20 protein-coding genes and 1 pseudogene are annotated in these 24,576 nt (G+C 62.4%); 6 read left to right on the top strand and 15 right to left on the bottom strand.

All coding sequences use genetic code 11. The features are described from left to right. Positions 1 to 5: 5 nt before the first annotated feature. Entirely contained in the window at positions 6 to 1,445 is a 1,440-nt protein-coding gene (locus ABDK75_RS12895) for an MATE family efflux transporter (protein WP_346006080.1), read from the top strand. A 33-nt stretch (positions 1,446 to 1,478) separates the two neighbouring features. Here the strand turns inward: ABDK75_RS12895 and ABDK75_RS12900 are convergent, their stop codons facing one another. The 4 genes from ABDK75_RS12900 to ABDK75_RS12915 form a co-directional block, all read right to left on the bottom strand. Continuing rightward, complete coding sequence (locus ABDK75_RS12900) at positions 1,479 to 2,972, bottom strand: hypothetical protein (RefSeq protein ID WP_346006081.1); 1,494 nt, start codon at positions 2,970 to 2,972, stop codon at positions 1,479 to 1,481. 55 nt (positions 2,973 to 3,027) lie between these two features. Next, the gene (locus ABDK75_RS12905; protein ID WP_346006082.1) at positions 3,028 to 6,138 is read right to left on the bottom strand and encodes an efflux RND transporter permease subunit; all 3,111 of its coding nucleotides are present in this window, start codon (positions 6,136 to 6,138) and stop codon (positions 3,028 to 3,030) included. Continuing rightward, positions 6,135 to 7,238, bottom strand: a complete 1,104-nt coding sequence (locus tag ABDK75_RS12910; RefSeq protein WP_346006083.1) for an efflux RND transporter periplasmic adaptor subunit — start codon at positions 7,236 to 7,238, stop codon at positions 6,135 to 6,137. The genes ABDK75_RS12905 and ABDK75_RS12910 overlap by 4 nt, the downstream gene beginning before the upstream one ends. Positions 7,239 to 7,323: 85 nt before the next feature. After that, positions 7,324 to 7,932, bottom strand: a complete 609-nt coding sequence (locus ABDK75_RS12915; protein WP_346006084.1) for a TetR/AcrR family transcriptional regulator — start codon at positions 7,930 to 7,932, stop codon at positions 7,324 to 7,326. 135 nt (positions 7,933 to 8,067) lie between these two features. On the opposite strand from ABDK75_RS12915, the gene ABDK75_RS12920 reads away from it, so the two are divergent. After that, the gene (locus ABDK75_RS12920; RefSeq protein WP_346006187.1) at positions 8,068 to 9,555 is read left to right on the top strand and encodes an efflux transporter outer membrane subunit; all 1,488 of its coding nucleotides are present in this window, start codon (positions 8,068 to 8,070) and stop codon (positions 9,553 to 9,555) included. 108 nt (positions 9,556 to 9,663) lie between these two features. Continuing rightward, positions 9,664 to 10,542: a LysR family transcriptional regulator gene (locus tag ABDK75_RS12925; RefSeq protein ID WP_346006085.1), complete on the top strand. Its 879-nt coding sequence runs from the start codon at positions 9,664 to 9,666 to the stop codon at positions 10,540 to 10,542. Here ABDK75_RS12925 and ABDK75_RS12930 read toward each other — a convergent pair. The 11 genes from ABDK75_RS12930 to trbB are packed head-to-tail and all read right to left on the bottom strand — an operon-like array spanning position 10,514 to position 19,804. Further along, a complete protein-coding gene (locus ABDK75_RS12930) occupies positions 10,514 to 10,759 on the bottom strand; it encodes a DUF2274 domain-containing protein (RefSeq protein ID WP_346006086.1) in 246 nt (81 codons plus the stop codon). The genes ABDK75_RS12925 and ABDK75_RS12930 overlap by 29 nt on opposite strands. After that, complete coding sequence (locus tag ABDK75_RS12935; protein ID WP_408874436.1) at positions 10,756 to 11,916, bottom strand: TrbI/VirB10 family protein; 1,161 nt, start codon at positions 11,914 to 11,916, stop codon at positions 10,756 to 10,758. The genes ABDK75_RS12930 and ABDK75_RS12935 overlap by 4 nt, the downstream gene beginning before the upstream one ends. Continuing rightward, on the bottom strand, positions 11,913 to 12,899 hold the full coding sequence (trbG, locus tag ABDK75_RS12940; protein WP_346006088.1) for a P-type conjugative transfer protein TrbG: 987 nt from the start codon (positions 12,897 to 12,899) through the stop codon (positions 11,913 to 11,915). Before trbG ends, ABDK75_RS12935 begins: the two co-directional genes overlap by 4 nt. Next, the gene (gene trbF, locus ABDK75_RS12945) at positions 12,899 to 13,579 is read right to left on the bottom strand and encodes a conjugal transfer protein TrbF (RefSeq protein ID WP_346006089.1); all 681 of its coding nucleotides are present in this window, start codon (positions 13,577 to 13,579) and stop codon (positions 12,899 to 12,901) included. Before trbF ends, trbG begins: the two co-directional genes overlap by 1 nt. Positions 13,580 to 13,581: 2 nt before the next feature. Continuing rightward, positions 13,582 to 14,841, bottom strand: coding sequence for a P-type conjugative transfer protein TrbL (gene trbL / locus ABDK75_RS12950; RefSeq protein ID WP_346006090.1), 1,260 nt, complete (start codon positions 14,839 to 14,841; stop codon positions 13,582 to 13,584). 4 nt (positions 14,842 to 14,845) lie between these two features. Beyond that, the gene (gene trbK-alt / locus ABDK75_RS12955; protein ID WP_346006091.1) at positions 14,846 to 15,118 is read right to left on the bottom strand and encodes a putative entry exclusion protein TrbK-alt; all 273 of its coding nucleotides are present in this window, start codon (positions 15,116 to 15,118) and stop codon (positions 14,846 to 14,848) included. Beyond that, positions 15,118 to 15,864 carry a P-type conjugative transfer protein TrbJ gene (gene trbJ / locus ABDK75_RS12960; protein WP_346006092.1) on the bottom strand — a complete coding sequence of 249 codons (747 nt, stop codon included), beginning with the start codon at positions 15,862 to 15,864 and terminating at the stop codon, positions 15,118 to 15,120. Before trbJ ends, trbK-alt begins: the two co-directional genes overlap by 1 nt. Next, positions 15,861 to 18,287, bottom strand: a complete 2,427-nt coding sequence (gene trbE / locus ABDK75_RS12965) for a conjugal transfer protein TrbE (RefSeq protein ID WP_346006093.1) — start codon at positions 18,285 to 18,287, stop codon at positions 15,861 to 15,863. The genes trbJ and trbE overlap by 4 nt, the downstream gene beginning before the upstream one ends. Before the next feature lie 7 nt (positions 18,288 to 18,294). Further along, a complete protein-coding gene (locus ABDK75_RS12970; RefSeq protein ID WP_346006094.1) occupies positions 18,295 to 18,561 on the bottom strand; it encodes a VirB3 family type IV secretion system protein in 267 nt (88 codons plus the stop codon). After that, a complete protein-coding gene (locus ABDK75_RS12975; RefSeq protein ID WP_346006095.1) occupies positions 18,561 to 18,887 on the bottom strand; it encodes a TrbC/VirB2 family protein in 327 nt (108 codons plus the stop codon). The genes ABDK75_RS12970 and ABDK75_RS12975 overlap by 1 nt, the downstream gene beginning before the upstream one ends. After that, positions 18,884 to 19,804 carry a P-type conjugative transfer ATPase TrbB gene (gene trbB, locus ABDK75_RS12980; protein ID WP_408874437.1) on the bottom strand — a complete coding sequence of 307 codons (921 nt, stop codon included), beginning with the start codon at positions 19,802 to 19,804 and terminating at the stop codon, positions 18,884 to 18,886. Before trbB ends, ABDK75_RS12975 begins: the two co-directional genes overlap by 4 nt. Before the next feature lie 261 nt (positions 19,805 to 20,065). Here trbB and ABDK75_RS12985 point away from each other — a divergent pair. From ABDK75_RS12985 to ABDK75_RS12995, 3 genes and pseudogenes are all read left to right on the top strand, one after another. Next, positions 20,066 to 20,336: pseudogene (locus ABDK75_RS12985) on the top strand (HU family DNA-binding protein). A gap of 271 nt (positions 20,337 to 20,607) precedes the next feature. Beyond that, positions 20,608 to 21,603 (top strand): restriction endonuclease, encoded by a 996-nt coding sequence (locus ABDK75_RS12990; RefSeq protein WP_182980276.1) that lies wholly within the window; start codon positions 20,608 to 20,610, stop codon positions 21,601 to 21,603. Positions 21,604 to 21,741: 138 nt separating this feature from the next. Then, positions 21,742 to 24,504 (top strand): AAA family ATPase, encoded by a 2,763-nt coding sequence (locus ABDK75_RS12995; RefSeq protein ID WP_346006097.1) that lies wholly within the window; start codon positions 21,742 to 21,744, stop codon positions 24,502 to 24,504. Positions 24,505 to 24,576: the final 72 nt, after the last annotated feature.

Raw genomic sequence — 24,576 nt, forward strand, 5'->3', positions numbered from 1 at the left:
CCGCGATGTCGGAGAGCACCAACGAGAGAATCGTCGATCTCGTCGACATCACCCCGATCAGCGAGCCTCGCGTGGCGGATCGCAAGGCGCGGACTCGCGACGCCATCCTGACCGGACCGATCGTCGGAACATTGATGCGGCTTGCGCTGCCGACGATCGCCGTACTCCTGGCCCAGACGGCGGTCGGGGTGGCCGAAACCTACTATGTCGGTGCCCTGGGGACCGAGGCGCTGGCTGGCGTGGCACTGGTTTTTCCCGTCTATATGCTGATGGTCACCATGTCGAACGGTGGCCTGGGCAGCGGGGTGGCGTCGGCGCTCGCGCGGGCGATCGGCGCCGGGCGGCAGCACGACGCCGACGCGCTGGTGCTGCATACCATCGTGTTGGCCACGATCGCCGGCACCGTTTTTACCGCCGGACTGCTCTGGGGCGGTCCAGCGCTCTATGCCGCTTTGGGCGGGAACGGCCTGTCCCTGCGCGCGGCACTATCATACTCGAATACCGTTTTCGGCGGCGCCGTCGCCATCTGGATCGTCAACCTGCTATCCGCCGCCTTGCGCGGGGCGGGGAACGTAAGGGTACCCGCATTGGTGACCCTGGTCGGGGCCGCGATCATGATCCCGGCTTCTCCCGCCCTGATTTTCGGCTTCGGGCCGATCCCGCGTCTCGGCGTCGGAGGCGCAGGACTCGCGTTCGTGCTCTATTACGTCTGCGCGCTGATCGTCCTGTTACGCTACATGGCCTCGGGCCGATCGGGCTTGAAACTGCGGATGGCACCCCTCGAATGGCGCCTGTTCGCGGATATCCTGAAAGTGGGCATCCCCACGGCGCTGAATACGGTACAGACGAATCTGACCGTCATCATCTTGACCGGTGCGGTTGGCGGCCTTGGCGTCGATGCCATTGCGGGATATGGCATCGCCTCCCGGCTCGATTACGTGATGATCCCGATCCTGTTCGGCCTGTCCTCGGCCGTGCTGACCATGGTCGGGATCGCGGTAGGCGCGGGACAGGCCGCTCGCGCGCGAAGGATTGCCTTGATCGGCGCAAGCGTGGGCGGCGCCTTCGCGGAAATCGTCGGGCTGGCCGTCGCCTTGGCCCCCACACTCTGGAGTGGCCTGTTCACCGGACAGGCGCCCGTCACGATAATCGCCACGGCCTATCTGACCATGGTGGCGCCCACATACGGCTTCATGGCGGCGGGTTTCGTGTTTGCCTTCGCCGCCCAGGGCGCAGGCCATGCCCTGTGGCCTTTCCTCGCCTATACCATGCGGACGCTCCTGGCGGCGGGCGGTGGGATCGTTGCCGTGCATGTCCTCCACGCCGGAATGGTGGGCCTGTCAGCGGTCGTGGCGGCATCCTATATCGTTTTTGCCCCAATCTGCGGTGTGCCGATGCTGTCCCGTCGCCTGTGGCGTGTTGCCGCGAAACAGGACACCGTCTGACACATAAAGACCACCGTGAAGCGACTGCCACGCTCAGCGGTGCAGATCGATATCGTCCTGTTCCATTCGGTATCGGACCGAGAAAATATCGTCTCCCGACATGATCGCTCCGCGCCCCAGCGGACGCCCCTGTTCCCAGTTCGACAGCCCGAGTTCGGGCTTGTCGAGGGCATAGTGGCCATCGGCCCAACGAGTAAATCCATTGCCGACGAATGGTGCGTTCACCGCATCGAAAAAGCGATTCTGCGCAGTCCTGTCCTCGCTGATCAGGGATGCGACGAAGCGGGGACTGTGCTGGTCAAACAGAGCGATGGCCTCTTCCAGGCCGTCGACGACGACGAACGAAATTTCAGGCGTTTCGTCCCACGCCCACTCTGTCGACAAGCGCGCATGGGGCAACATGGTCGCGACCGGCTCATCGACGACCCGGCCCTCCCGCGTGGTTATGACCACGGTGGAAAAGAGAGAAGCAGGAAGATAATCTTCCGATCCCTCCAGAACATGGATGCGAAAGCCTCCGATCGGCGACGCGGCCCGTTCCATGCCCTCAAGCAAGGCGGGAACCAGATCGGCGACACGCGCCCTGTCGATGCAACAGACATTCAGCGTGTTGCACACTTTCCGGTCCAGCGAAGCGGCGACGGCCGAGATAAAGCGCGCTCTGTCCGCATGCGCATCGGCGACCAGCCACGCGCCGCCGGTTCCGTGCAGACTGATCGCCACGCCGCACTGGCGCGCAACGTCACCCAGTTGCGCTACCGCAGGACCGGAACCGCGCACGACAGCCACCCCCAATCGCCGGTCGGAGAGCATCGCCCAGGCCCCTGCCCTTTCCTGACGCGCGATCAGCCTGACGGCGTCGTCGGGTAACCCGCTGCGGGACAACGCGGGTCGAATGGCATGATCCATCATGCATCGCGCGGTCTCGGAAGCATCCCGCCCGATCCTGATCAATGCCGTATTGCCGTTGCGCAGAACGCCCGTGGCGTCCACCAGCACATTGGGACGCCCTTCGAAGATAAAGCCGACGATACCGACCGGTGCCCTGCTGACGGATACCGTCCAGCCGTCATGCTGTCGTACGTCGATATCGGCATGACGATACCCTTCGGACGCGGCCCAGATGCGCAAGCCACGTATCATCCCGTCGCGCGCCGATGGCCCTAATCCTAGTCGCCCGGTCGATCGGCCGGTCGCACGGGCTTTGGCGACATCACGCGCGTTTGCCTCGACGATTCTGGACCAGACCGCGTCATCTTCCAGCAGATCCGCGAACGCCTCGAAAAACGCGACAATCTGTATGTCCGATCTGGCCGCCAACGCCTTGAAGGCCATCGAAGACGCAGAAATATCGTCGCGCACTGCGTTGCGAATATCCGCCGGTATATGAAGCAACGCCCCGTCGGTCTGGCATACGACCAGCATGTCGCCGGCCCGAAATTCATTCGCCAGGCCGGCCGGTACGCTGACGGCACGATCCCCTCCAAACGGGATCAACATACCCGGGGTTAGCCGATCGAGTTGCATCTTCGACGCGTCCGTATCTTTGTTTTCGGGACGTAGGGAGCGCTGAAGGCGCTCCTTACTCTTTGGAAGCCCCCGTGAAATCCTTCGCCACCTCCGGCTCGCCGTCGTCAGGCTCGTTCGTCGGCTTTATGCGATACCAGATCGCATAGAGTGCCGGCAGGAACATCAGGATCAGGCCGGTGCCAGCCGCCGTGCCACCGATCAGCGTATAGGCCAGCGATCCCCAGAACACCGATTCCGTCAGCGGGATGAAGGCCAGCACGGCCGCCAGGGCCGTCAGGATGACCGGGCGGGCCCGCTGCACGGTCGCCTCGACCACCGAATGGAACGGATCGAGCCCCGCTGCCTGATTGACCTTGATCTGTCCGATCAGGATCAGCGTGTTGCGCATCAGGATGCCCGACAGGCCGATCAATCCCAGGATCGCATTGAAGCCGAACGGCTGATGAAAGATCAGCAGGGTCGGAACAGTTCCGATCAGCCCCAGCGGGGCCGTCAGGAACACCATGAACATGCCGGAGATGGACCGGGTCTCGAACACCAGGACGATCAGGGTCAGCAGGACCATCACCGGAAAGATCGGCACCAGGGCCTTGTTTGCCTTTCCGGATTCTTCCGCGTTGCCCCCGGCTTCGATGCGATAGCCGGGGGGCAGCGTCGCGCGGACCGGCGCCAAAGCCTGATCGATTTCCGCCGTGACCTGCGGCGGCTGCAGGTTTTCGTCGATATCGCTCTGTACCGTGATCGTCGGGATCCGGTCGCGCCGACGCAGGATAGGGTCTTCGGCACGGATCTCGACATGACCGATCTGGCTGAGCGGTATCAATTGGCCCGTGCGGTTGCTGATGGTCATGTCACCCAGCTTCGCCGGGTCCAGACGATCGGGTCCCGCGCTGCGAACCACGAGATCGACGGTCCGGACGTCCTCGCGAACCTGCGTGACCGGCACGCCCAGTAGCAGGAACTGGATCTGTTCGGATGCTTCCTGGGGGGACAGGCCGATCAGTTGCAGCCGCGCCTGGTCCAGCACGAAATGCGCCGTCTGTACGCGCTCGCCCCAGTCGGCATTGACCTGCCGCGTATGCGGATTGTTCCGCATGATCGTGCCGACCTGGGCCGCGATATCGCGCACCCGATCCGCATCCGGTCCCATGACACGGAACATGACCGGGAAATGGGTGTAGGGGCCGAAGACGAACTGCGTCACGCGGATCCGGGCATCAGGCGCCATCCCCTGGGCCACGGCCTGGCGCATGCGATCGCGCAGGCGGTCGCGGTCCTGGGCACTCGGTGTCAGGACGACGATCTTCGCGAAGGAAGGGTCGGGCAGCTCGGGGTTGTACGCCAGGAAGAAACGCGGCGCGCCGGCGCCCACATAGCTGGTGACGATCCTCGCCTCGGGCTGCGTCTTCAACCAGGCCTCCACACGGGCCGTGACCCGCGTGGTGGCTTCGATGCTGGTGCCCTCCGGCATCTGCACCTCAGCCAGCAGTTCCGGGCGGTCCGAACTGGGGAAGAATTGTTGCCGGACAGAACCCATCCCGACGAAGGCCAGCAGGAACAACGCCAGCACCGCCCCCGCGACCATGAACTTGCGGCGCACGACCCACACGACCAGACGCCGGAAGCGACGGTAATTGGGCGTGGCGTAGATATGTTCGTAGGCGCCGTCGATCCGCTTGATGTCCGGCAACAGCTTGACACCGAGATAGGGCGTGAACACCACGGCCACGAACCAGGAGGTCAGCAGCGCATAGCCGACGATCCAGAAAATGTTGCCGGCATACTCGCCGGCGGTCGAGCGCGCGAAGCCGACCGGGGTAAAACCGATGATCGTGACCAGCGTGCCGGCCAGCATCGGAGCCGCCGTGTGGCTCCAGGCATAGGCGGCGGCCTTCGTGCGCTCGTACCCTTCCTCCAGCTTCACCACCATCATCTCAATCGCGATGATCGCGTCATCGACCAGAAGACCCAGCGAGATGATCAACGCCCCCAGCGTGATGCGGTCCAGCGCCCGACCGGTCACCAGCATGATGACCATGACGATCGACAGCGTCAGCGGCACGGCGGCCGCGACGACGATGCCGACCCGCCAGCCCAGACTTACCAAGCTGACGACCATCACCACCGCGAGGGCCACGAAAAACTTCAGCATGAACTCGCCGACGGCGGCATGAATGATGCCGGCCTGGTCGACGATTTTCGTCAGCGTGACGCCGGCGGGCAGCCCCGCCCCCAGCGTCTTCTCCGCTGCAGCCAGGGACTGGCCGAGCTTCAGCCCGTTCCAGTGATCCTGCATCACGACGTTCAGCACCAGAGTCTGGGCCCCGGCATGCCGGACAAGGTAGGTCGGTGGGTCCTCATACCCCCGCTCCACTGTCGCGATGTCCGAGATCTTGAAAGTCCTGCCGCCCGCCGCGATGGGGATGTCGCGAATTTTCTCCAGGTCGTCCAGCGCGCCATCCAGCCGCACGAAGACCTGCGGGCCGCGCGTATCGATCGAACCCGCGGCCGTCACCGCATTCTGACGCTGAAGTGCCGCGAACACCTCCTGGGCGCCGATCCCGAGCGTGAGCAGTCTGGCATTGGAAAAATTGACGAAGATCTGTTCCGGCCGTTCGCCGATAATATCAACCTTGCGCACGCCCGGCACATGCAGCAGGCGCTGGCGCACCGTTTCCGCCTGCCGGACCAGCAGGCGTTCGGGCAATCCATGACCGTCCAACGCATAGACCGCGAAATCGACATCGGAATATTCGTCATTGACGAACGGTCCCTGCACGCCCTTCGGCAGAAGGGGCATGGTGTCGTACAGCTTCTTGCGCGTCTGGTAGAATTGCTCGGGAACGGCCGCAGGCGGGGTGTTGTCCTTGAGCGTGACCATCATCAGCGCCAGGCCCGGCCGGGTCAATGTTTCCACCCGGTCGTACCATTGCAGTTCCTGCACCCGCTTTTCCAGAGGATCGGCCACCAGATCCTGCATTTCCTGCGCCGTGGCGCCCGGCCAGACAGCGGTCGCCGTCAGGGTTTTGACGGTGAATGCGGGGTCCTCGGCACGGCCGAGACTGAAGAACGCGTAGGCGCCAGACAAAGCCAGTGCCACGATCAGGAACAATGTGATCCCGCGCTCGCGCACCGCGAGGGCGGACAGGTTGAATCCGCTCATTGCATCGCGACCTTTGTCGAGGCGATCTGGACACGCTCGCCGACATGCAACTCGTGACCGCCGGCCGCCGCGATCAGCATGCCCGGGCGAAGATCCGCACCGGGGACAACCGTCGCCGTATCCTCGCCGATATGTGCGATCTGTACCGGATGAAAGCTGACCGTCGATGCCCGGCCATCCACGCTCCAGACGCCGGGCCCCTTGCCCTCGTCATCGACGGCGCCCAACGGCACGACGAGCGCGGTCGGATGATCGTCGCTGGCTTCCGGCAGGTGGACACGCACCGTCGCCCCCAGCGGCGCGTCCGCGCCTGGCCCGTCCATGACGTAACGGGCCTCGAACGTGCGGGTACGCGGGTCGGCGGCGTCGGACAATTGCCGCAGATGCGCGGACACACGGGAACCCGCGCCATACAGTTCGGCTTCCGCCGCGGAATGCAGGATCGGACGCACCCCTTCCGGCAGGTCGATTGCGGCCTCGCGCGGGCCGGCATGTGCCAGCACGATCACGGCCTGGCCGGCCGCGACGACATGCCCCGGTTCCGCCAGGGTCTGGACGACGACACCGTCTTCATCCGCCCGCAGCAGGGAATAATCGTCCTGGTTGCGGGCGATCTTCTCCTGCGCGATCGCCGCGTCCAGTTGCGCGCGGGCGCTGTCCGCTGCGGCCTTCACCTGATCGTAGGCCGAGGCTGCCACCGCACCGGTCGCGACAAGGCCGCGATAGCGACGCTCATCCGCCGCGGCCTGGACCCAGCGGGCGTGCAATGATGCAACGCTGCCGATCTGCGTCGTCACGGCATGGAGGTAATCCGTCGGGTCCAGGCGCATCAGCACCTGTCCCTTGGACACAGTCTGTCCCGTGTCGACCAGGCGTTCGACGATCTTGCCGGACACGCGAAAGCCGAGATCGCTTTGGACGCGGGCCGCTACGACCCCCGTATAGACATGCTCGGCAGTCGCTGCGGATTCGATCCGCACCGTCTCCACAATACGATCGGCCGTGCGGGGATCAGGATCGTCTTTGGGCTTGCAGGCCGACAGCCCGAAAACGGTGCAGATGCCGGCCGCTGCAAGAAGGGATAGGCGTGTTCCAGCCATGTTCGGGCTCCCAACGGGTTTGGAAGCCCAAATTGTACACGAGTGACCGTATTGTCAATTGGTCACATAAAGCCCCATGCTAAATTCACGGCGCGAGGCTTCTCAGGACGAGACTGGCCAGCGTCCCCGCATCATCGTCCAGCGTGTCCATGTGCTGTTCGAGCAGGAGAGGGTGATAGATCGACTGCAGGACCAGCATGATGGCGTGACAGGTCTCGTCAACGGGCGTCTTGCGCTCGAACTCGCCGCCCTCGCGACCTTCGTGGATCAAACGCTCCACCATGCCACGCAATGCCTCGACAAAGTTCTTGGAGGACGCCCACTCTTCCTCCACTGCCGAATAGACGATGTCGTGCAGTTTACGCTCATGAGAAAACAGCGCGACGGTATTGCGCGCCAGCGCAAGGAAAACCCGGCGCATTCTGTCGGATGCCGACTTGTTATCCTCAATGATCGCCTGGAGATCCGCGTGCATCTTGCCGTGCTGGAGCGCGCAGATCGCTTCGCCGATTGCCTTCTTCGAGTCGAAAAATTTGTAGATATAGGCTTTCGACAGACCGATGGCATCGGCCAGATCGGCCATCGTGGTCTTCTTATATCCGTAGTGCCCAAAATGTTCGATGGCCGCCGTCATGATCTGATCCCGGCGTTCATGATCGACCGGGCCGCGTTGTCCGCTACGAGGCGCGCGCATCCTGTTTCTCCCGACTGAAATCCGCCTCCTAGATAGAACGTCGGTTATAAATTGACAACGAGTGACGTATGTGTATATCGGTCACTCGACAACGCCAGGACGTCGCGTGTCCGGGCGGATCGAAAGTTGACCACCATGAACCTTTCGCTTCCCGCATCCAAGCTGAACGCCAATCTCCCGCGTCATCGCATGAGGTACGGGGGACTAGCTCCCGCAGTAGCCTTGACCATGGCGCTCATGACAACGGCCTGCGCGGTCGGCCCAAACTATCATGCACCCGATGCGCATCTTCAGTCCTTCCACAGTGCTGCCGCTGTCGACATGCGACAAGTCGCCTCGGCTCCACCGTTAGATACATGGTGGGAGGGATTTCACGATCCCGAACTGCTGCGCATAGAACAGCGTGTCCTAACCCAGAACCTTGATCTCGCGGCCGCGATAGCGCGGGTCCGCCAATCTCGAGGTGCCGCTGAGGCGGCCACGGCGCGCCTGCTGCCCACTCTGGATTTCAACCCGCAGGCCTCCGCGAACCGGCTGTCGCAGGAGGGGCTGATCGGCCATGTCGTTCGCTCCATACCGAGCTTTCACCGCGATTATCGCACTTATGACGTAAGTGGCGCTGCGAGCTGGGAAATCGACCTGTTCGGCGGCCTACGACGTGGGCAGGAAGCCGCGCGTGACGAAGCGGAAGCCGCACAAATGGAGCGTGTGGGGGAACGTATCACGGTCGCCGCTGACGCGGCGGACGCCTATTTCCAGATCCGCGGAGACCAAGCCCGCCTGGCCGTCGCGGAAAAACAGATCACAGTGGACGCCCATCTACTGGAACTGGTGCGTCAACGGCGAACAAGCGGCGTTTCGAATGAGCGGGAACTGGCCCAGGCCGAGGCGTTACTGCAATCGGCGCGCCAGACCGTGCCGCTGCTCCGCATCGCACTCGAAGCGCAGCTCAATCGGCTCGACGTACTAATGGGCGTGCAGCCCGGTACCTATGCCGCCGAACTGGGAACGCCGTCTGAAATTCCGGCCATCCCTGCCATCGGCGGTACCAACAAACCCACGGACGTGCTGCGCCGCCGACCGGACATTCTGGCTGCTGAACGCAGACTGGCGGCATCAAATGCGAGGATAGGCGCGGCACTCGGCGACTATTACCCCAAGCTCTCTCTTTCGGGCATCCTCGGCTTTCAGAGCATCAATCCTCAGCATCTATTTACGGCACCGGGATTCCAGGCTGTCGGATCAGGCGCCATTCGCTGGCGGATCTTCGATTTCGGCAAGATCGACGCCGAGGTGCAGCAGGCCCGCGGCGCCAATACCGAGGCCCTGGCGCGCTACCGGTTGACGGTCCTACATGCGGCCGAAGATGTAGAAAATTCCTTCACGACCCTGGTACAGACGGAGCAGCGCAGTGGCGAATTGCAGACTGAAGTCGCCTCGCTGACCCGCGCACGCGATCTTTCCCAACAATCCTTCCAAGCGGGTGTCATCCCCTTGACTGATGTGCTCGACGCTGACCGGCAGCTTCTCGACTCGCAGGACCAACTGGCCCTTAACCGGGCGAACGCGGGGCGCGCGGCGGTTAGCTCCTTCAGAGCCTTGGGGGGCGGCTGGCCCACATGAGAGCGCTGATCAACCGAGCATGGCAGAGGGTTGGCTCGTTTCTCTTCTGCATACTTATTACTCTGCTTGTTCGTGGGGCAGAGATATTCGCACGTCCCCGTTCACGTCATGCGCAGCGCAAATCTTGAATATTTCAAACTGGCTGTGGAGGCCGGCAGCCTGACGCGGGCAGCCGGCCTCCATGGTGTGAGAGTTTCCACGTTCACGCGTGCAATCGACAAGCTCGAAGATGAGTTTGGTGTTACCTTACTGGAGCGAAACCACGCCGGGGTTCGCCTTACGGCAGCCGGTGACTTATTGTTTCGGAGAATCGTCACGCTGCTTGATGATCTGGATGAAGTCAAAGCCTTATGCCAAATGCTTGGAACAGGTCGCCGCGGGGTCGTTCGGATCGGTACCCTACTCCCTCCGGTCGGCGTCCAATTCAGGCTTGCATTATCGGTTTGGAAGTCGAAACATCCAGACATAAGAGTGATTTTTTACGAGATGGGAACACGAGACCTTCGATCCGCCTTGTTTCGTCGTCGTGTAGATGTGATTTTTTCCACGCCTTTTGCCAAATCCGGAGCGATTGAATCACTCCCGTTTTGCAGCGAGAACTTGATGGTGGCGCTGTCGAGCGAACACTCTCTGCATCAATATCCGAGTATCACGCGGGGACAATTGCGAAATGAGACTTTCTTGATCCAGGACTGGGGGCGCGATCATAGTGTAAGGGACCATTATATGGAGATTCTCGGCAAGGATGTGACGATTGAAACGCATCCTGCGGGAAAGCAATCCGTCTTCGCGCTGGTAAGTGCAGGATATGGCGTGACACTTGCCGTCCAGAGTCAAGCGGAACGAGGCTTTCCGGGCGTCATTTTCCGGCCGCTACGGGAAAGTGATGCCCACCTGCCCATTCGCCTCGGCTGGGATGCCGATCGCCAAGACGCGGTTACGGGCCGTTTCGTTGCTTTTATCCGCGATTTTGTTCGGCAGCGCTGATTCGAAGTCGTCTGGCCCTGGAAAACGCCCTATCCCCTTCCATGAAGCGTGAAAGCATCGGTGGGATCAGCTTAGCAGCGACGACCTCGGCCTGACCGCTCTCGCGCGCCAGCAGCCGCGCATAGTCCACCAAATCGCGATGCACGGCAGCGGGAAGTTCGACAGTAAGCCGCACCGGTTTGTCATCCGAGATCGGCCCAAGCCTGAGCTTGGTCATCGGGAAACCTCCTGTCCATAGGGGGTGAGCACGAGGTCACGACGCACCATGACCCGCACCGGAAAGCCTGGCCGGATAATGTTGGTCGGCTGGATATTCAGCGAGCGTCCGACGATCTGCTCGCCGATCTGGTTGAAGCCCTGCGAGCCGCCGGTGCGCAGGGCCTGTGCAATCCCGTTGCCACCACTGATGTCGGCCGCGGAACCGACGCTGAGAATGGTCGAGACCAGGGCGGCCTTGAATACCTCGCCCCAATGGTTGTCGGTCTGGTCCTGCAACCCAGCGTAGCCCGCCGTATCGGCGGCCGGCTCGTTTTCTAGCACGATCGAATCCCCGGCCCCGCGCATCAGCCGGGTCCAGACCAGCAGCACGCGGGTCTGGCCATAGGCAATCTGGGAATCATAGCGGCCGATCAGCTTCGCTCCCTGCGGGATCAGCAGGATATGCCCGGTCGGAGAGTCATAGACGTTCTCAGTCACCTGCGCTGTAACCTCGCCCGGCAAGTCAGAGCGAATGCCGGTAATCAGCGCACCGGGAATGATCGATCCCGCCTGGAGCACATAGGGACTGGGAACGGGTACCAACCGCTCGGCGCTGACGGTGCGGTGATCGACCGGGCCGTCGAGGAATGCCTGCTTGCGATCGGCAGGAGCGCCGCTGAACTGGGCTGCAGTCGTACCGGGTGTCGCGGGCGTGGCGACATCCCGCCCCATTTGCGTCTGGGTGAACAGATGGCTGACCCGCGCCGCTTCCTGCTCCTGGGCGATACGCTGCTTCTCCGGATCGGCAGGTGTGGCCGGTGTCGCCATGCCGGAGGCCCCCACGCCGGCCTTGAGCAACGGCCCACCAAGATCGCCAGGCAGCGGCGGTCCGAGGCGCGGCGGATGGCTATAGTCACCCGGCAGATTGGCCAACCCGTCCGGCGTGGTGCGACTTCCAGTATTATAGAGTTCGGCATTGCTCTTCGGTGGCGCTGGCTTCAGCGCCAGATAGAGCGCGCCACCGACGCCTGCTACGGCGATGACGGACAGGCCGAGGATCACCTTGCGCGACAGCCGCGTGACCGGCGGCCGCGCGATGCGCAGCCTCATCTCTCCGGGTGGCCTGACGGCGACCCCGAGCGTTTCGGTGCCGCCATTTCCGGCACTCCCGCTCATGACCGCCGCGTCCCGTCGGTGCGGACGATGCGCACCACCTGCTGATGCTTCGCCCCCAGCCGCAATTCGGCGGCGGCAAACAGGCGATCGACGATCATCCGATTGCCGCGCACCCGATAATTCACCAACTGACCGTCGCCCTGCGGGCCGATGACCCACAGGGGCGGCATCTCCCCCTGGGCGATCCCGGTCGGAAATTCGATGAACACCTGCCGCCCGTCATCGAAGGCCCGCAACGGCCGCCACGGCGCCTCGTCGCCCTCGATTCGATAGCGGAAATTCAGCGCATCGAGATCGACGCCCGTCGCGACCGGAGTGCTAAAATCAGAATCCCGATCCTGCCCGCGCAGGGCAACGATCTGGTCCTGCGGATAGTCCCAGGACACCGAGGCCATATAGGTCCGCTCGTCGGAGCGCAACTCCAGATGGTAGGTGCGCCGGTCGGTATTGATGACCAGATTGGTGATCAGATCCGGGCACGTCGGTTTGAGCAGGATATGAATCCGTTTCGACGCCCCTGCCCCGCTCTCTGTATCGCCGATGATCCAGCGCACGGTATCGCCGGCGGCGACCGGACCCGAACCGACCAGCTTCTCGCTCGGCTGCAGCGCGATGTCGGTGATCTCGCCCGGTGCCGCGTAGAGCTGGTAGAGCGCACCCTCGGAGAACGGATAGACCTGGATCGCATTGAGATACCCCGCCCGCGTCGGCTGGATCCGCGCCGCGCTGTTGGCGCGCTCGACCCGCTGGTGCGGATCCGTCGGGTCCGGGGCCGCATGCCGATACGGGATCGGCTTGAGTTGCCCCGGCAGCGGCAAGGGCTCGGGGAGTGCCACCACCTGCACCGGCTTGGGCGGGTCAGGCGTAAGAACCGCCTGCCGGGGCGTATCGTCGTATTTGATGGCAGGCGGCTTCCACGAGGAGCAGGCTGCAAGGGGCGCCAGCAGGATCATGAGCGGCGCGATGATGTTGAGGGTGCGCATCAGCCGAGTTCCCTGGACCAGTTGAGGGCATGGATGTAGATGCCGAGCGGGTTCTTGCGCAGCCGTTCGGCATCGGTTGGGGTAGTGACGACGATGGTCAGGATCGCGCTCCAGCGCTCGGTGGCGGCCAGCGCGCCGTCGACATAGCGGCGCTCGATCCATTCCACCCGGAAGCTGTCGTCGGAAGCGCGGATGACGCTGGCGATCTCGACCGCCACCTGCATCTTGCCGAGCCGACTGAAGGGATCGCTGGTGCGGGCATAATCATTCAGGGCCAGCGCGCCGCGATCGGTGACGTAGTTATAGGCGTCGAGCCAGTTCTGCCGCAGCACCACCGGATCAGCCGGGATGCCGCGCACTTCGGAGATGAAGCGCGCCAGATACCAGGCGAGCTGCGGATCGGTCGGCCGATAGGCGGCGGTTGCCGGACCGACGGCCTGCGCCTGACCGAGATGGTCGATCTGCACCACCCACGGCGTGATGGTGCCGCGCAGCGACTGCCAGACCAGCCCGGCGGCCAGGCCGCCGCTCAAAGCCAGGCAGCCGAAGAAAGCCAGCCGCCAGTTCCGGGCCTGGACGCGGGCCGAGCCGATGCGGTCGTCCCAGACCTGTCCGGCCTTGTGATAGGGCGTCTCGGGCTCCGGCGTCCTGCCGAAACGCACATTGGGACGGCGGAACATGGCTATTCTCCTTCCGAGAGATCGACGTCGTGGCCCCCGCTGGGCCGGTCGCCGCCCTTGATCGCCTGCGCAGCAGCGTCCGCCCCACCCCTGATCCGGTTGTTGCGCTGCATCCGGCTGGCCCAGGCCGGCGGCTTGCCAGCAGCCGCCGCTCCACCGCCACCGCCCGAGGCCGTGACACCACCCGCGCCGCCCGTGGCAGCGGCCCCGCCGGCCTGATAACTGGTGCGGACACTGGCCATGGCCCGACGCAACGGGCTGGTGGCGGCGGACAGTCCGGTTTTGGCCACGCCTGCCGCGCCGCCAGCCTGATAGGCGGCGGTGGCACCTCCGGCGACAAAGGCGCCACCACGCACAGCGGCCGCCGCAGCGCCTACGGCAAGACCGGCCCCGGACGCAGCGGCCACACCGGCACCGACAACCCCGGCCGCCGTGGCGACAGCGGAGCCGGCACCCAGCTGCGGACCACCGGCGATCAGGCCGTTGGCCAATGCCGGGCCGAACACGGTCAGGCCGAGCAGCGTCAGGGAAGCCAGAATCAGGGTCAGCGCGTCATTGATGGTGGGCGGATTATTGGAGCCGCTGGTGAACTGGCCGAACACCGTCGAACCAATGCCGACGATGACAGCCAGCATCAGCACCTTGATCCCGGACGACACCACGTTGCCCAGCACCTTCTCGGCGAGGAAGGCGGTGCGGCCGAACAGGCCGAAGGGCACCAGCACGAACCCCGCCAGGGTGGTCAGCTTGAACTCGATCAGCGCCACGAAGAGCTGGATCGCCATGACGAAGAAACTGATGACCACGATCAACCAGGCGATCAGCAGCACCGCGATCTGGATTGCGTTGTTGAACACGGCGACAAATCCGACCAGCGAGGAAATCGAAGTCAGGATCGGCTTGCCGGCGTCGATACCGACCTGCGCCAGCCGACCCGGCTGGAGAAGCTCCGCCTGGGTGAGACGCCCACCGCCCGCCTCGATGCCGAGACCTGCGAAGGACTCATAGATGATCTTCGCCAGACCGTTGAAATTGCCGATGATGAAAGCGAACATGCCGATGAACAGGGTCTTGCGGATCAGCCGCGCCAGCACATCTTCGTCCGGCGCCAGCGCCCAGAATAGCCCCGCCAGAGTGATGTCGATGGTGATCAGGGTTGCGGCAAGCCAGTGAACGTCGCCCTGCACCAGACCGAAGCCGGAATCGATATACTGGGTGAAAATGGCAAGGAAATTGTCGATGACGCCGGTGCCCTGCTGCATGGCGTCACCGTGCGGTTTCGGGCGCGAAAAAGCGCTTGCGGTTCTCGGCCCAGATCGCAACACACGCCGGGTCGCCGTCGGCCTTCATGCCGAGCGCCTGGCAGCGCGCCAGACCGGCGGCCAGCCGGTCACGAGAGCCCGGCGGTCCGAGATCTGGCACACCGACGTCACGGGGCACGTGCCGGAGGTGAAGGCTGGCGGCGACCAGAATCAGAACGACCAGGCCAACGGCAACAAGCCGGAAGACGAGCGGCGGGGAGAGACGTAACCCGCGCATCAGTGGAACATCTGCGCGGTGCCAGGCGTGTAACCGGCCCCGTAATTGAGGAAATTCGCCAATTGCGCCCTGCCCTGCTCCTCGCTCTCGACCTGACGCGCGCCTTCCAGCGCCTGGGCACGGCCCACCGCCGTGACGACCGCCGTGAGGTCGGCAAGCTGGCGCGTCTGCAACGCGGTCAGCTGGTTGCCCGATTGCGCGGCCTGCAAGGCGCCGGTGGCCGCCTGGCTCGACGTGACCAGACTGTCGATCTGGCTGCGCGTGGCATCGAGATTCTGCACCGCGCCGGTCTGCACGCGCAGCCCGTCCTGATAGGCGCCCCGTGCGTTCTGCCATCGCGTCTGCGCATCGGCGGTCATCTGCGCCGCGGAGGTCGGACTACCCAGCGCCTGGGGATAGGTCTGGGTGAAGGCCTGATCGATGCTGGTCAGGTTATAGGAGAGCCCCTGCGCCTGGCTGACGATCTGCTCGGTCTGCTGGATTGACTGCTCCAGGGGTGCCAGCACCGAGAGCGGCAGATTGGCGAGGTTGCGGGCCTGGTTCTCCAGCATGGTTGCCTCGTTGAGCAGGCTCTGCGCCTCCTGGTTGATCTGCTGCAATTCCCGCGCCGCGATCAGCACCGTCTGGACATGGGCGGCGCCGTCATAGACTGCCCATTGCGCCTGGGCCGGGACGCTCACGACGATGGATGACAGGGCGCCAAACCCGGCCACGAACGCTGCTTTGTAAGTCAACGAATTTCTCATGATGGCTCTCCCGGCCTGAGCATCTCCACAGCCCACTCGACGCCCCTGCGCGCCAGCCAGACCGCTGCAAAGCCATCACGCCCATGTCGGGCAAAGATCCGGTCGATGGCGGTCTGGTCGTCGGGCGACGACGCGGCGGTGAAAGCCAGCGCCACCTCGGACAGACCGAGATCGAACAGCCGGTTGCCTTTACGGGACTGGCAGTAATAATCGCGCTTGGGCGTCGCCCGGCTGAGGATCTCGATCTGGCGGTCGTTTAGGCCGAACCGGCGATAGATCGCGGTGATCTGCGGCTCCAGCGCCCGGTCATTTGGCAGGAACACCCGCGTCGGGCAGCTCTCGATCAGCGCGGGGGCGATCGGGCTGGCGTCGATATCGGCCAGCGACTGGGTGGCAAAGATGACGGAGGCGTTTTTCTTGCGCAGCGTCTTCAGCCATTCCCGGAGCTGTCCGGCGAAGGCGCGATCATCCAGCGCCAACCAGCCCTCGTCGATGATCAGCAGCGTCGGGCTGCCGTCAAAGCGGTCCTCGATGCGGTGGAACAGATAGGCCAGCACGGCGGACGCAGCACCCGAACCGATCAGACCCTCGATCTCGAAGGACTGGATGTCAGCGACACCGAGGCGCTCATGCTCGGCGTCGAGCAAACTGCCCCACGGGCCACCAACGCAGTAGGGTTGGAGCGCCTGCTTCAAGGCCAGCGACTGGAGCAGCGCCGACAGGCCGGTAAGCGTGCGTTCCGCAACCGGGGCCGAGGCCAGCGAGGTCAGCGCCGACCACAGATGCTCCTTGAGGTCGGGCGCGATAGTAACGCCCTCGCGCTCCAACAGCATCGCGACCCATTCCGCCGCCCAGGCCCGTTCGCCCGGCTCATCGACCCGCGCCAGCGGCTGCAACGCGACGGGATCGTTGCCATTCTGCGCCAGCGCGCCACCGAGATCGTGCCAGTCGCCCCCCATCGCCAGCGTTGCCGCGCGGATCGAGCCACCGAAATCGAAGGCGAAAATCCGTGCGCCGGCATAGCGACGAAACTGCATCGCCATGAAGGCCAGCAGCACGGACTTGCCCGCACCCGTTGGCCCTGCGATCAGCGTGTGGCCGACATCGCCGACGTGAAGTGCGAAGCGGAACGGGGTTGAGCCCTCGGTGCGGGCATAGAACAGCGGTGGGGCATCGAAATGCCCGTCCCGCTCCGGCCCGGCCCACACCGCGGAAAGCGGGATCATGTGCGCGAGGTTCAGGGTCGAGACGCAGGGCTGGCGGACATTGGCGTAGACATGGCCCGGCAGGCTACCGAACCAGGCTTCGATGGCGTTCACCGTCTCACGCATGCAGGTGAAGTCGCGGCCCTGGATCGTCTTCTCCACCAGCCGCAGCCGGTCGGCGGCGACGGTCGGATCCTCGTCCCAGACCGTGACGGTGGCGGTGACATAGGCCTGGCCGACCTGGTCGGTGCCGAGTTCCTGCAACGCCGCGTCGGCGTCGGCCGCCTTGTTGGCGGCGTCGGAATCCAGCAGCACCGACGCCTCGTTGGTCATGACTTCCTTGAGGATGGCCATGATCGATTTGCGCTTGGCGAACCATTGCCGCCGGATCCGGCCAAGGACTTTGGTCGCATCGGTGCGGTCGAGGCAGATTGCCCGCGTCGACCAGCGATAGGGAAAGGCCAGCCGGTTCAGCTCGTCCAACAGACCCGGCCATGTATGGGTGGGAAAGCCGGTGACGGTCAGGGTCCGCAGATGCGCATCGCCCAATCGGGGCTCCAGGCCACCGGTCAGTTCCTCATCGACCAGGATCGCGTCGAGATGCATCGGGATTTCCGGCACCCGGACCCGCTGCAGGCGCGTGGAGATGCAGGAATGCAGATAGGTCAGCGTTTCGCCGTCATCGAGCCAATCGGCCTCTGGCATGAAGCCGTCGAGCAGCGCCAGCACCCGATCGGTCTGGTCGACAAAGCCGGCCACCACCGCCCGCCAGTCGGAGCCGCCACGGGCGCGGTTCTCGTAGAGCCAGGCCTCCGCGCGAGCGGCATCGTCCGCCGGCGGCAGCCAGACCAGGGTCAGGAAATAGCGGCTCTCATAATGCGCGCCCTCTTCCTCGAACTGTGCCCGGCGCTCGGCATCGACCAGTTCGGAGGCCGGATCGGGAAACGGGCTGAAAGGATAGCCCCGTGCTGGAAGGCGCTGCGCCTCCACGAAAATGGCCCAGCCGGAGCCGAGACGGCGCAGGGCGTTGTTCAGCCGGGACGTGATGGCGACCAGTTCGGAAGCGGTCGAGGAGTCCAGGTCCGGGCCACGAAATCGGGCGGTGCGCTGGAAGGCGCCGTCCTTGTTCAGCACCACGCCCCTGGCGACCAGCGCCGCCCAGGGCAGGAAATCGGCCAGCCGGTCACGGCGATGGCGGTATTCGGCGAGGTTCATCATGGCGCGCTCACCCGACCAGATGGGTGGGATAGCGCAGGTGCCGGCGCACCACGTCGACGAAGGCGGGATCGCGCCTGGCCGCCCAGACGGCGGCAAGATGGCCGACCAGCCAGAAGATCCCGCCGGCGATCCACAGCCGCAGGCCGAGGCCGATTGCCGCCGACAGCGTGCCGTTGACGATCGCCACCGTGCGCGGCGCCCCGCCGAGCAGGATCGGCTCGATCAGGGCGCGATGCACCGGGGCGGTGAAGCCGGGGATGGCGTCCGGCCCCATCAGATCAGCGCCCCGCCCGAAAAGGAGAAGAAGGACAGGAAGAAGCTGGACGCGGCGAAGGCGATCGACAGGCCGAAGACGATCTGGATCAGGCGACGGAAGCCGCCCGAGGTCTCCCCGAAGGCCAGGGTCAGGCCGGTCACGGTGATGATGATCACCGAGATGATCTTGGCCACCGGCCCCTGCACGGATTCCAGGATCTCGTTGAGCGGGGTTTCCCACGGCATGCTGGAGCCCGAGGCGTAGGCCGGGGCCGACAGCAAGGCGAGCGACAGAGTGGCGCAGGCCACGGCAAAGCGGCGGCGCAGGGCGAGCGTGCGGGTCATGACTTGTCTCCGGCGGATGCGAGGATGTAGTCCCCGTCCGGGGCCAGGCCCCCGACGGTGGCGAGTTCGGCCAGCCGACGTGCGTTGCCGCGCCCGGACAGCACCGCGATCACGTCGATGGTCTCAGCGATCAGGGCGCGCGGCACGGTGACGACGGCTTCCTGGATCAGCTGCTCCAGCCGGCGCAGGGCACCGATCGCCGAGCCCGCGTGCAAGGTGCCGACACCGCCGGGATGGCCGGTGCCCCAGGCCTTGAGCAGGTCGAGCGCTTCGGCGCCGCGCACCTCGCCGATCGGAATCCGGTCGGGGCGCAGACGCAGCGAGGAGCGCACAAGGTCGGAGAGTGAGGCCGCGCCGTCTTTGGTGCGCAGGGCGACCAGATTAGGGGCCGCGCATTGCAATTCGCGCGTGTCTTCGATCAGCACCACCCGGTCGCCGGTCTGCGCGATCTCGGCCAGCAGGGCGTTGACCAGCGTGGTCTTGCCGGTTGAAGTGCCGCCGGCGACCAGGATGTTCTTCCGCTCGGCGACGGCGCGGCGCAGAAACGCGGCCTGTGCGGCGGTCATGATGCCGGCTGCCACGTAATCGTCGAGCGAGAACACCGCGACCGCGGGCCGCCGGATGGCGAAGCAGGGGGCTGCCACCACCGGGGGCACCAGCCCCTCGAACCGCTCCCCGCTTCCCGGCAATTCGGCAGAGACGCGCGGGCTGCCGGAATGCACCTCGACCCCGACATGGTGGGCAACCAGGCGGACGATCCGCTCGGCATCGGCAGGCCCGATCCGGGTGCCGGTGTCCTCCATCCCGCCCGCCAGCCAGTCGATCCACAACCGGCCATCGGGATTGAGCATCACCTCGACGATCGACGGATCATCGAGATACCCGGCAATCGCGGGGCCGAGGGCGGTGCGCAGCATACGCGTGCCACGGGCGACGGCTTCAGAGCGGAAGGGAGCGACGGACACCGGGAACCCCGCGATTGGCCTCCAGAGGGAGGCGGTGGATCAGCGGGGTTGATTAGAAAGAGGCATAGACACGGAAGCGCAACAAGTCTCTGGGGCCGTAGGGCGCTGGGATAGAAGAACTTGCATAGGGGTGTGTCGCCGTTTCAGCGGTGACGGGGCGAAAGGGCCCTGCTACCGTTTACGGAATCGATCACGACACGGACCTGTGCCCGCATGAGCAAAGCCTTCATTGCCGCCGTTCTTCAGGACTCGCTGGACTGCACCGGCGTTGCCGCCACCAAGACCGCCGATGACCTGGTCGGAGCCATTGTCGCCGAACTGAAGCAGGAGGGGCGGGTTCACGCTGCCGTCCTTTGGGACCTTCACGGTCCATAAGACCAAGGCCCGCAAGGCACTCAATCCCCGCACCGGCGAGACGGTGAAGGTCAAGGCAGGCAAGACCGTGCGCTTCAAGGCCAGTCCCGTTCTGAAGAAGGCAGTCTGATTGGACTCATCGTCCAATAACCGCGAGACGGTAATGTTCGGTAATAGAAGACAGGAGACTGGCAATTTCCGCTTCATCTCGGACGTATTGACTTCAGAACCCATTCTTGCAAGGCGGACACGAGCGATTCAGCTCTCGTCTCGAAAGAAGTTGACGTGATGTCCTCCCTCTGGATCCAATCGTCTTGGCCACGTAATTTGCTCAAAAAGATAGCAATTAATCTCGGCACGTTTCACGATTGGTATTTGATTGACTTTTAAAAGGAATACAAATGAACGCAGCGCAAGCACGGCAGATTTTACGGGGATTGGATGAGGAGGAACCGGCAGTGTTGCCAGTTTCTGTCCTAAAAAATCTTAATGTAAATGATATTCCAGATGGTTGCGGATTTCAAATCGGTACTATCGAAGATAGCATCCATAAAATCGAGTGGAATGGCACCATCTACCGACGAGGCGCGAATTTGGTCGGGGAAGCCGATCATACATGGACGCGCAAGTATTGGTATTCTCCGATTGGTCTGGAACAGTATCTTGATCTTGTCCGTCGAGCCGTAGAGGCACGGCAAAAAACTTGTGGCGACGTTGCGATAACCTATCAAGATGACGATGGGGCGTATGTCGCGCTACGTTTCGAAATAATGACAACCGAAACCAATTTGAGTTTGGCGTACGCCGCTATACTCAAAGTTAGCCATCAAGTCGAAGAAGCTGCAACTGCTGCGTCGGACGAAGTTGGCAAGCGGATATCAGAAATAGCCGCCCGCCTATCAGGCTGGGGATCAGAAAGTCTAGATAATCTTGTTGACGCTGTAGAAACCGCATCGACAAATCAGGATAAGGGGCGTGCTTTAGAAGAACTTTGTAGCCGACTATTTGAAACAGTTCCTGGCATGTCAGTCACTCAGCGCATACTTACCGAGACTGAGGAAATTGATATTTCTATTATAAATGGAAGTGAAGATTCCCGTTTCAAACGGGAAGGAGCAATTATTCTCGCTGAGTGTAAGAATTGGTCCCGGAAATGCGGAAAAAATGAATTTGTCGTATTTCGTTCTAAAGTAGAAAATCGTAGTCGGAGAGCAACACTAGGTTTTCTGATTTCGTGGAACGGGTTTGCTGAAACGATCACAAAGGAAATGCTAAGAGGTAGCCGTGAAGAGACATTGATTATACCGCTTACAGGTCATGACATACGTGAAGCAGTTCGGAACATGAATTTCTCTCAAGTATTGGCAAAGACATGGGACGCTGCCGTCTCGTTGTAAATTGCCACATATCGACATTTTGTATTGTTTCAGTGAGACGCAATCACAAAAATTGCAGGTCGTTCTCCGGTATATATGATAGAACGCATGCGTATAGATCGAGAATATCACAATATTTTCGGGAAATTAGGGGCTGTTATGACTGCACGCGAAGGCGCTTTTGAGTTCAACGAGAATGCAAGTCTTGAGGAAAATCTATCTGCATTCGGAAGCCATATCAGCCAATTGGATGCGGCCCTTGCCGCAGATCTGTGTGACCGCTTTCCGATCTTGCTGGATGGAAAGTACAAGGTCGAGGAAATATGGGATCGATTACTCGATATCTGCGTCACACCGCCAGCAACGGAAGCAGTTGCTACGGCTCAGGAGCAAACCGCAGCAGCAAACCCCAATGCGCCAGCGGTCGTGCAATCTTTGCCCACTCCGCCCCCAACCGTGACAGGTTGGCTCCTCGAAGGAGTCTTAATCGAGGGATTCAGAGGCGTGAACAACGAAGGTCAGCCGCTCGAACTCAAACTTCACCCGACCAAAGTCAACAGCATTTCTGCGGTCAACGGTGTTGGAAAGACGTCCGTTTACGACGCAGTGCGCTATGCGATTACCGGAAAGCTGCCTTGGCTCGACGACCTTCCTGCTACCGAACGGGACAAGGATTATTACCAGAATCGCTTTCATTCTACCGGGCAATCAACCATCAAGCTTCAACTCGTCGCTGAACCAGGCTCCGAGAAGTGCGAGATCACGGTAATTCGGAACTCGTTGGGGCAGCGCGCGGTTAGTGCCCCCACACCGTGGGACGCGACAGCGATACTGGCTGGACTCAATCGTGAGTTCGTATTTCTTGATGGTCCGACATTTCAGAGATTCATCGAGGCTGCACCGCTGGCTCGCGGGCGTACCTTCTCTGGGCTTCTCGGCCTATCTGCATACAGCGACCTTCGCCAAGCACTGGCGGGGTTGGCGAACACTCGCGCCTTCAACAGTCATTTCGGCATCACTGCCCATACACAAGCTAAAACCCGTGAGGAACGGACAGTAGGCGAGTTATCAAGGGCGATCGCCAACGACTACGAGACACTGGTTGGTACCGCCATCGGAACATTGGATACGACGACTGCAAAAGAAAAGTGTAATGAAGCGCTGACCCAGATCGCCCCGCTCAAACCGGTGTGCCAGGGAAAGGCGTTCGATACCATCAACATCGATGCCTGTATCGAGGCTATCAAAGATGCTGAGGGTGGACCGAAGCGCGAACGGCTCGGTGCCTGTATCCGCGAGCGTGGAGGCCTCGCAAAGGTCAACCACGACGCTCCCAACACGGCACGTGCCGAGCTGTTGGTTACTCGCGCGACCGAGCGGGCGGAGGCACTGGAAAGAACCGCTGGCGACTTGATGCTCCAGCTTTATCAAGCCGGTACAAAGGTTATCGAAAGTGGACAGTGGGAGGACACGCACCTTTGCCCGCTCTGTGATGGAAAGGCACCCCGTAGCCTAAAAGAACACCTCGCCTTCCGGCTTTCCGAATTTGAAGCATTGGACAAAGCGACCGCCTTACTTGCGGCCGAATGGAATGAAGCCGGGTGGACAGAGCTAATACAACTTGAAGCAGTCATTGAGACCGTTCCAGAAAAACGCCTGTTCGCTGGGCACCAGGCCCGTGCCGGATCTGGCACAATCACACAGGCTGAAGCAGAGACTTTGGTGCAATACTTGGCAACGTTGCGCTCGAAAGCAACGGAGCTTGATGAGCAGCTCGAGAGGGAACAGGCTCAGCTCGAGCGGGAACTGCCACCGTCATCGGTGGAAGTTACCAAGAAGGTGGAGACCGCGCGACGTTTGCAGGAGAATTGGAGCAAGCTCGATCTGTCACAGAAGGCATTGGTTGCAGAGCAAGAGAGGGAAGATTGCGTTGACCGGATCAGGAGCTTCTTGAAGGGCACATCCAGCGCCTTTGCGACAGCTGAGGCTGGCATGAGCAGCGCCCGGCTTGCGGCAGTCGAACCCATCTTCAAAAACTATTTTAAGAAGATGTCGTTCTACGGAGTGGAACCAGCTGTCTCCAAGAAGGTGAACAGCGAGGAACTCCGCATTAACCTTGCCCAGTTCTATGGGCTGACGAATGTCTCTCCGCAGGCGCTCCTCTCCGAGAGCTTTCGGAACGCCTTCGCTATATCGCTCTATCTGGCCGCCGCATCACTCTACAGCGGTCTGCCGAAATTCATCGTACTCGACGACGTGACGTCAAGCTTTGATGCCGGTCATCAGAACTTTCTTGTTGAACTTATCAGGACAACATTTGCGCGGCCTGGCAACGCCGCAGGCCCACAGGTCATACTCTTGAGCCATGACACCATGCTCGAAAAGCTTTTCAACAAGCACACCGGCACAGGAACGTGGTGGCATCAACGAATAGAAGGATCGCCCCAAGTGGCCGTCCTTCCGCAAGCCGGAGCAGTCAATAAGGTCCGGGACCGCACAATATCAATGCTTCAGGCTGGTCAGGTGGACTTTGCCAAGGAAGGAGTGCGGCAATACCTGGAGTACCGCTTAAGTGATCTCATCAGCAAACTCCGGATCCCTGTGCCAGTCGATATCGCCTTTAACGACGACAAGCACCTGTCACATGAGTTTCTGAAAGCGATCGAAGCTGCGGTTAAGCTGCACAAGGCGGCTAATATACTCACGCTGGCCTCGGCACAGGAAGTTGGTCTTAACACCAATATGATAACGATTGTCGGAAATTTCCTAAGTCATTGGGGCACTGGCCAAACTGCAGCGTTCTCCGGGCCGTCCTTGCTTGGCGTGATGCAAGCCATTGACGACTATTGTGATTGCTTCACCTTCGAGCCTGCACCTGGCGCGCCCCGGCGATATTACAAGACGCTGTCGCAGCAGCAGTGAGGCATGCGAACGGAATTTTTGGGAAATCGGACAGGGACTTGCGCGGCGGGAATGAAGGCGTGTTGCAGGCGG

Source organism: Gluconobacter sp. OJA, assembly GCF_039638325.1.
GTDB classification, from domain to species: Bacteria; Pseudomonadota; Alphaproteobacteria; order Acetobacterales; family Acetobacteraceae; genus Gluconobacter; species Gluconobacter cerinus.

Excerpts from the sequence above, each read along its gene's own strand:
- ABDK75_RS12920 (WP_346006187.1), top strand. The coding sequence starts at position 8,068 with ATGAACCTTTCGCTTCCCGCATCCAAGCTGAACGCCAATCTCCCGCGT.
- trbG (WP_346006088.1), bottom strand. The coding sequence starts at position 12,899 with ATGCGCACCCTCAACATCATCGCGCCGCTCATGATCCTGCTGGCGCCC.
- ABDK75_RS12995 (WP_346006097.1), top strand. The coding sequence starts at position 21,742 with ATGACTGCACGCGAAGGCGCTTTTGAGTTCAACGAGAATGCAAGTCTT.
- ABDK75_RS12930 (WP_346006086.1), bottom strand. The coding sequence starts at position 10,759 with ATGACCAAGCTCAGGCTTGGGCCGATCTCGGATGACAAACCGGTGCGG.
- ABDK75_RS12970 (WP_346006094.1), bottom strand. The coding sequence starts at position 18,561 with ATGGGGCCGGACGCCATCCCCGGCTTCACCGCCCCGGTGCATCGCGCC.
- ABDK75_RS12900 (WP_346006081.1), bottom strand. The coding sequence starts at position 2,972 with ATGCAACTCGATCGGCTAACCCCGGGTATGTTGATCCCGTTTGGAGGG.
- ABDK75_RS12975 (WP_346006095.1), bottom strand. The coding sequence starts at position 18,887 with ATGACCCGCACGCTCGCCCTGCGCCGCCGCTTTGCCGTGGCCTGCGCC.
- trbE (WP_346006093.1), bottom strand. The coding sequence starts at position 18,287 with ATGATGAACCTCGCCGAATACCGCCATCGCCGTGACCGGCTGGCCGAT.
- trbB (WP_408874437.1), bottom strand. The coding sequence starts at position 19,804 with ATGCTGCGCACCGCCCTCGGCCCCGCGATTGCCGGGTATCTCGATGAT.
- ABDK75_RS12905 (WP_346006082.1), bottom strand. The coding sequence starts at position 6,138 with ATGAGCGGATTCAACCTGTCCGCCCTCGCGGTGCGCGAGCGCGGGATC.
- trbL (WP_346006090.1), bottom strand. The coding sequence starts at position 14,841 with ATGCAGCAGGGCACCGGCGTCATCGACAATTTCCTTGCCATTTTCACC.
- trbK-alt (WP_346006091.1), bottom strand. The coding sequence starts at position 15,118 with ATGCGCGGGTTACGTCTCTCCCCGCCGCTCGTCTTCCGGCTTGTTGCC.
- ABDK75_RS12895 (WP_346006080.1), top strand. The coding sequence starts at position 6 with ATGTCGGAGAGCACCAACGAGAGAATCGTCGATCTCGTCGACATCACC.
- ABDK75_RS12915 (WP_346006084.1), bottom strand. The coding sequence starts at position 7,932 with ATGCGCGCGCCTCGTAGCGGACAACGCGGCCCGGTCGATCATGAACGC.
- trbF (WP_346006089.1), bottom strand. The coding sequence starts at position 13,579 with ATGTTCCGCCGTCCCAATGTGCGTTTCGGCAGGACGCCGGAGCCCGAG.
- ABDK75_RS12990 (WP_182980276.1), top strand. The coding sequence starts at position 20,608 with ATGAACGCAGCGCAAGCACGGCAGATTTTACGGGGATTGGATGAGGAG.
- trbJ (WP_346006092.1), bottom strand. The coding sequence starts at position 15,864 with ATGAGAAATTCGTTGACTTACAAAGCAGCGTTCGTGGCCGGGTTTGGC.
- ABDK75_RS12925 (WP_346006085.1), top strand. The coding sequence starts at position 9,664 with ATGCGCAGCGCAAATCTTGAATATTTCAAACTGGCTGTGGAGGCCGGC.
- ABDK75_RS12910 (WP_346006083.1), bottom strand. The coding sequence starts at position 7,238 with ATGGCTGGAACACGCCTATCCCTTCTTGCAGCGGCCGGCATCTGCACC.
- ABDK75_RS12935 (WP_408874436.1), bottom strand. The coding sequence starts at position 11,916 with ATGAGCGGGAGTGCCGGAAATGGCGGCACCGAAACGCTCGGGGTCGCC.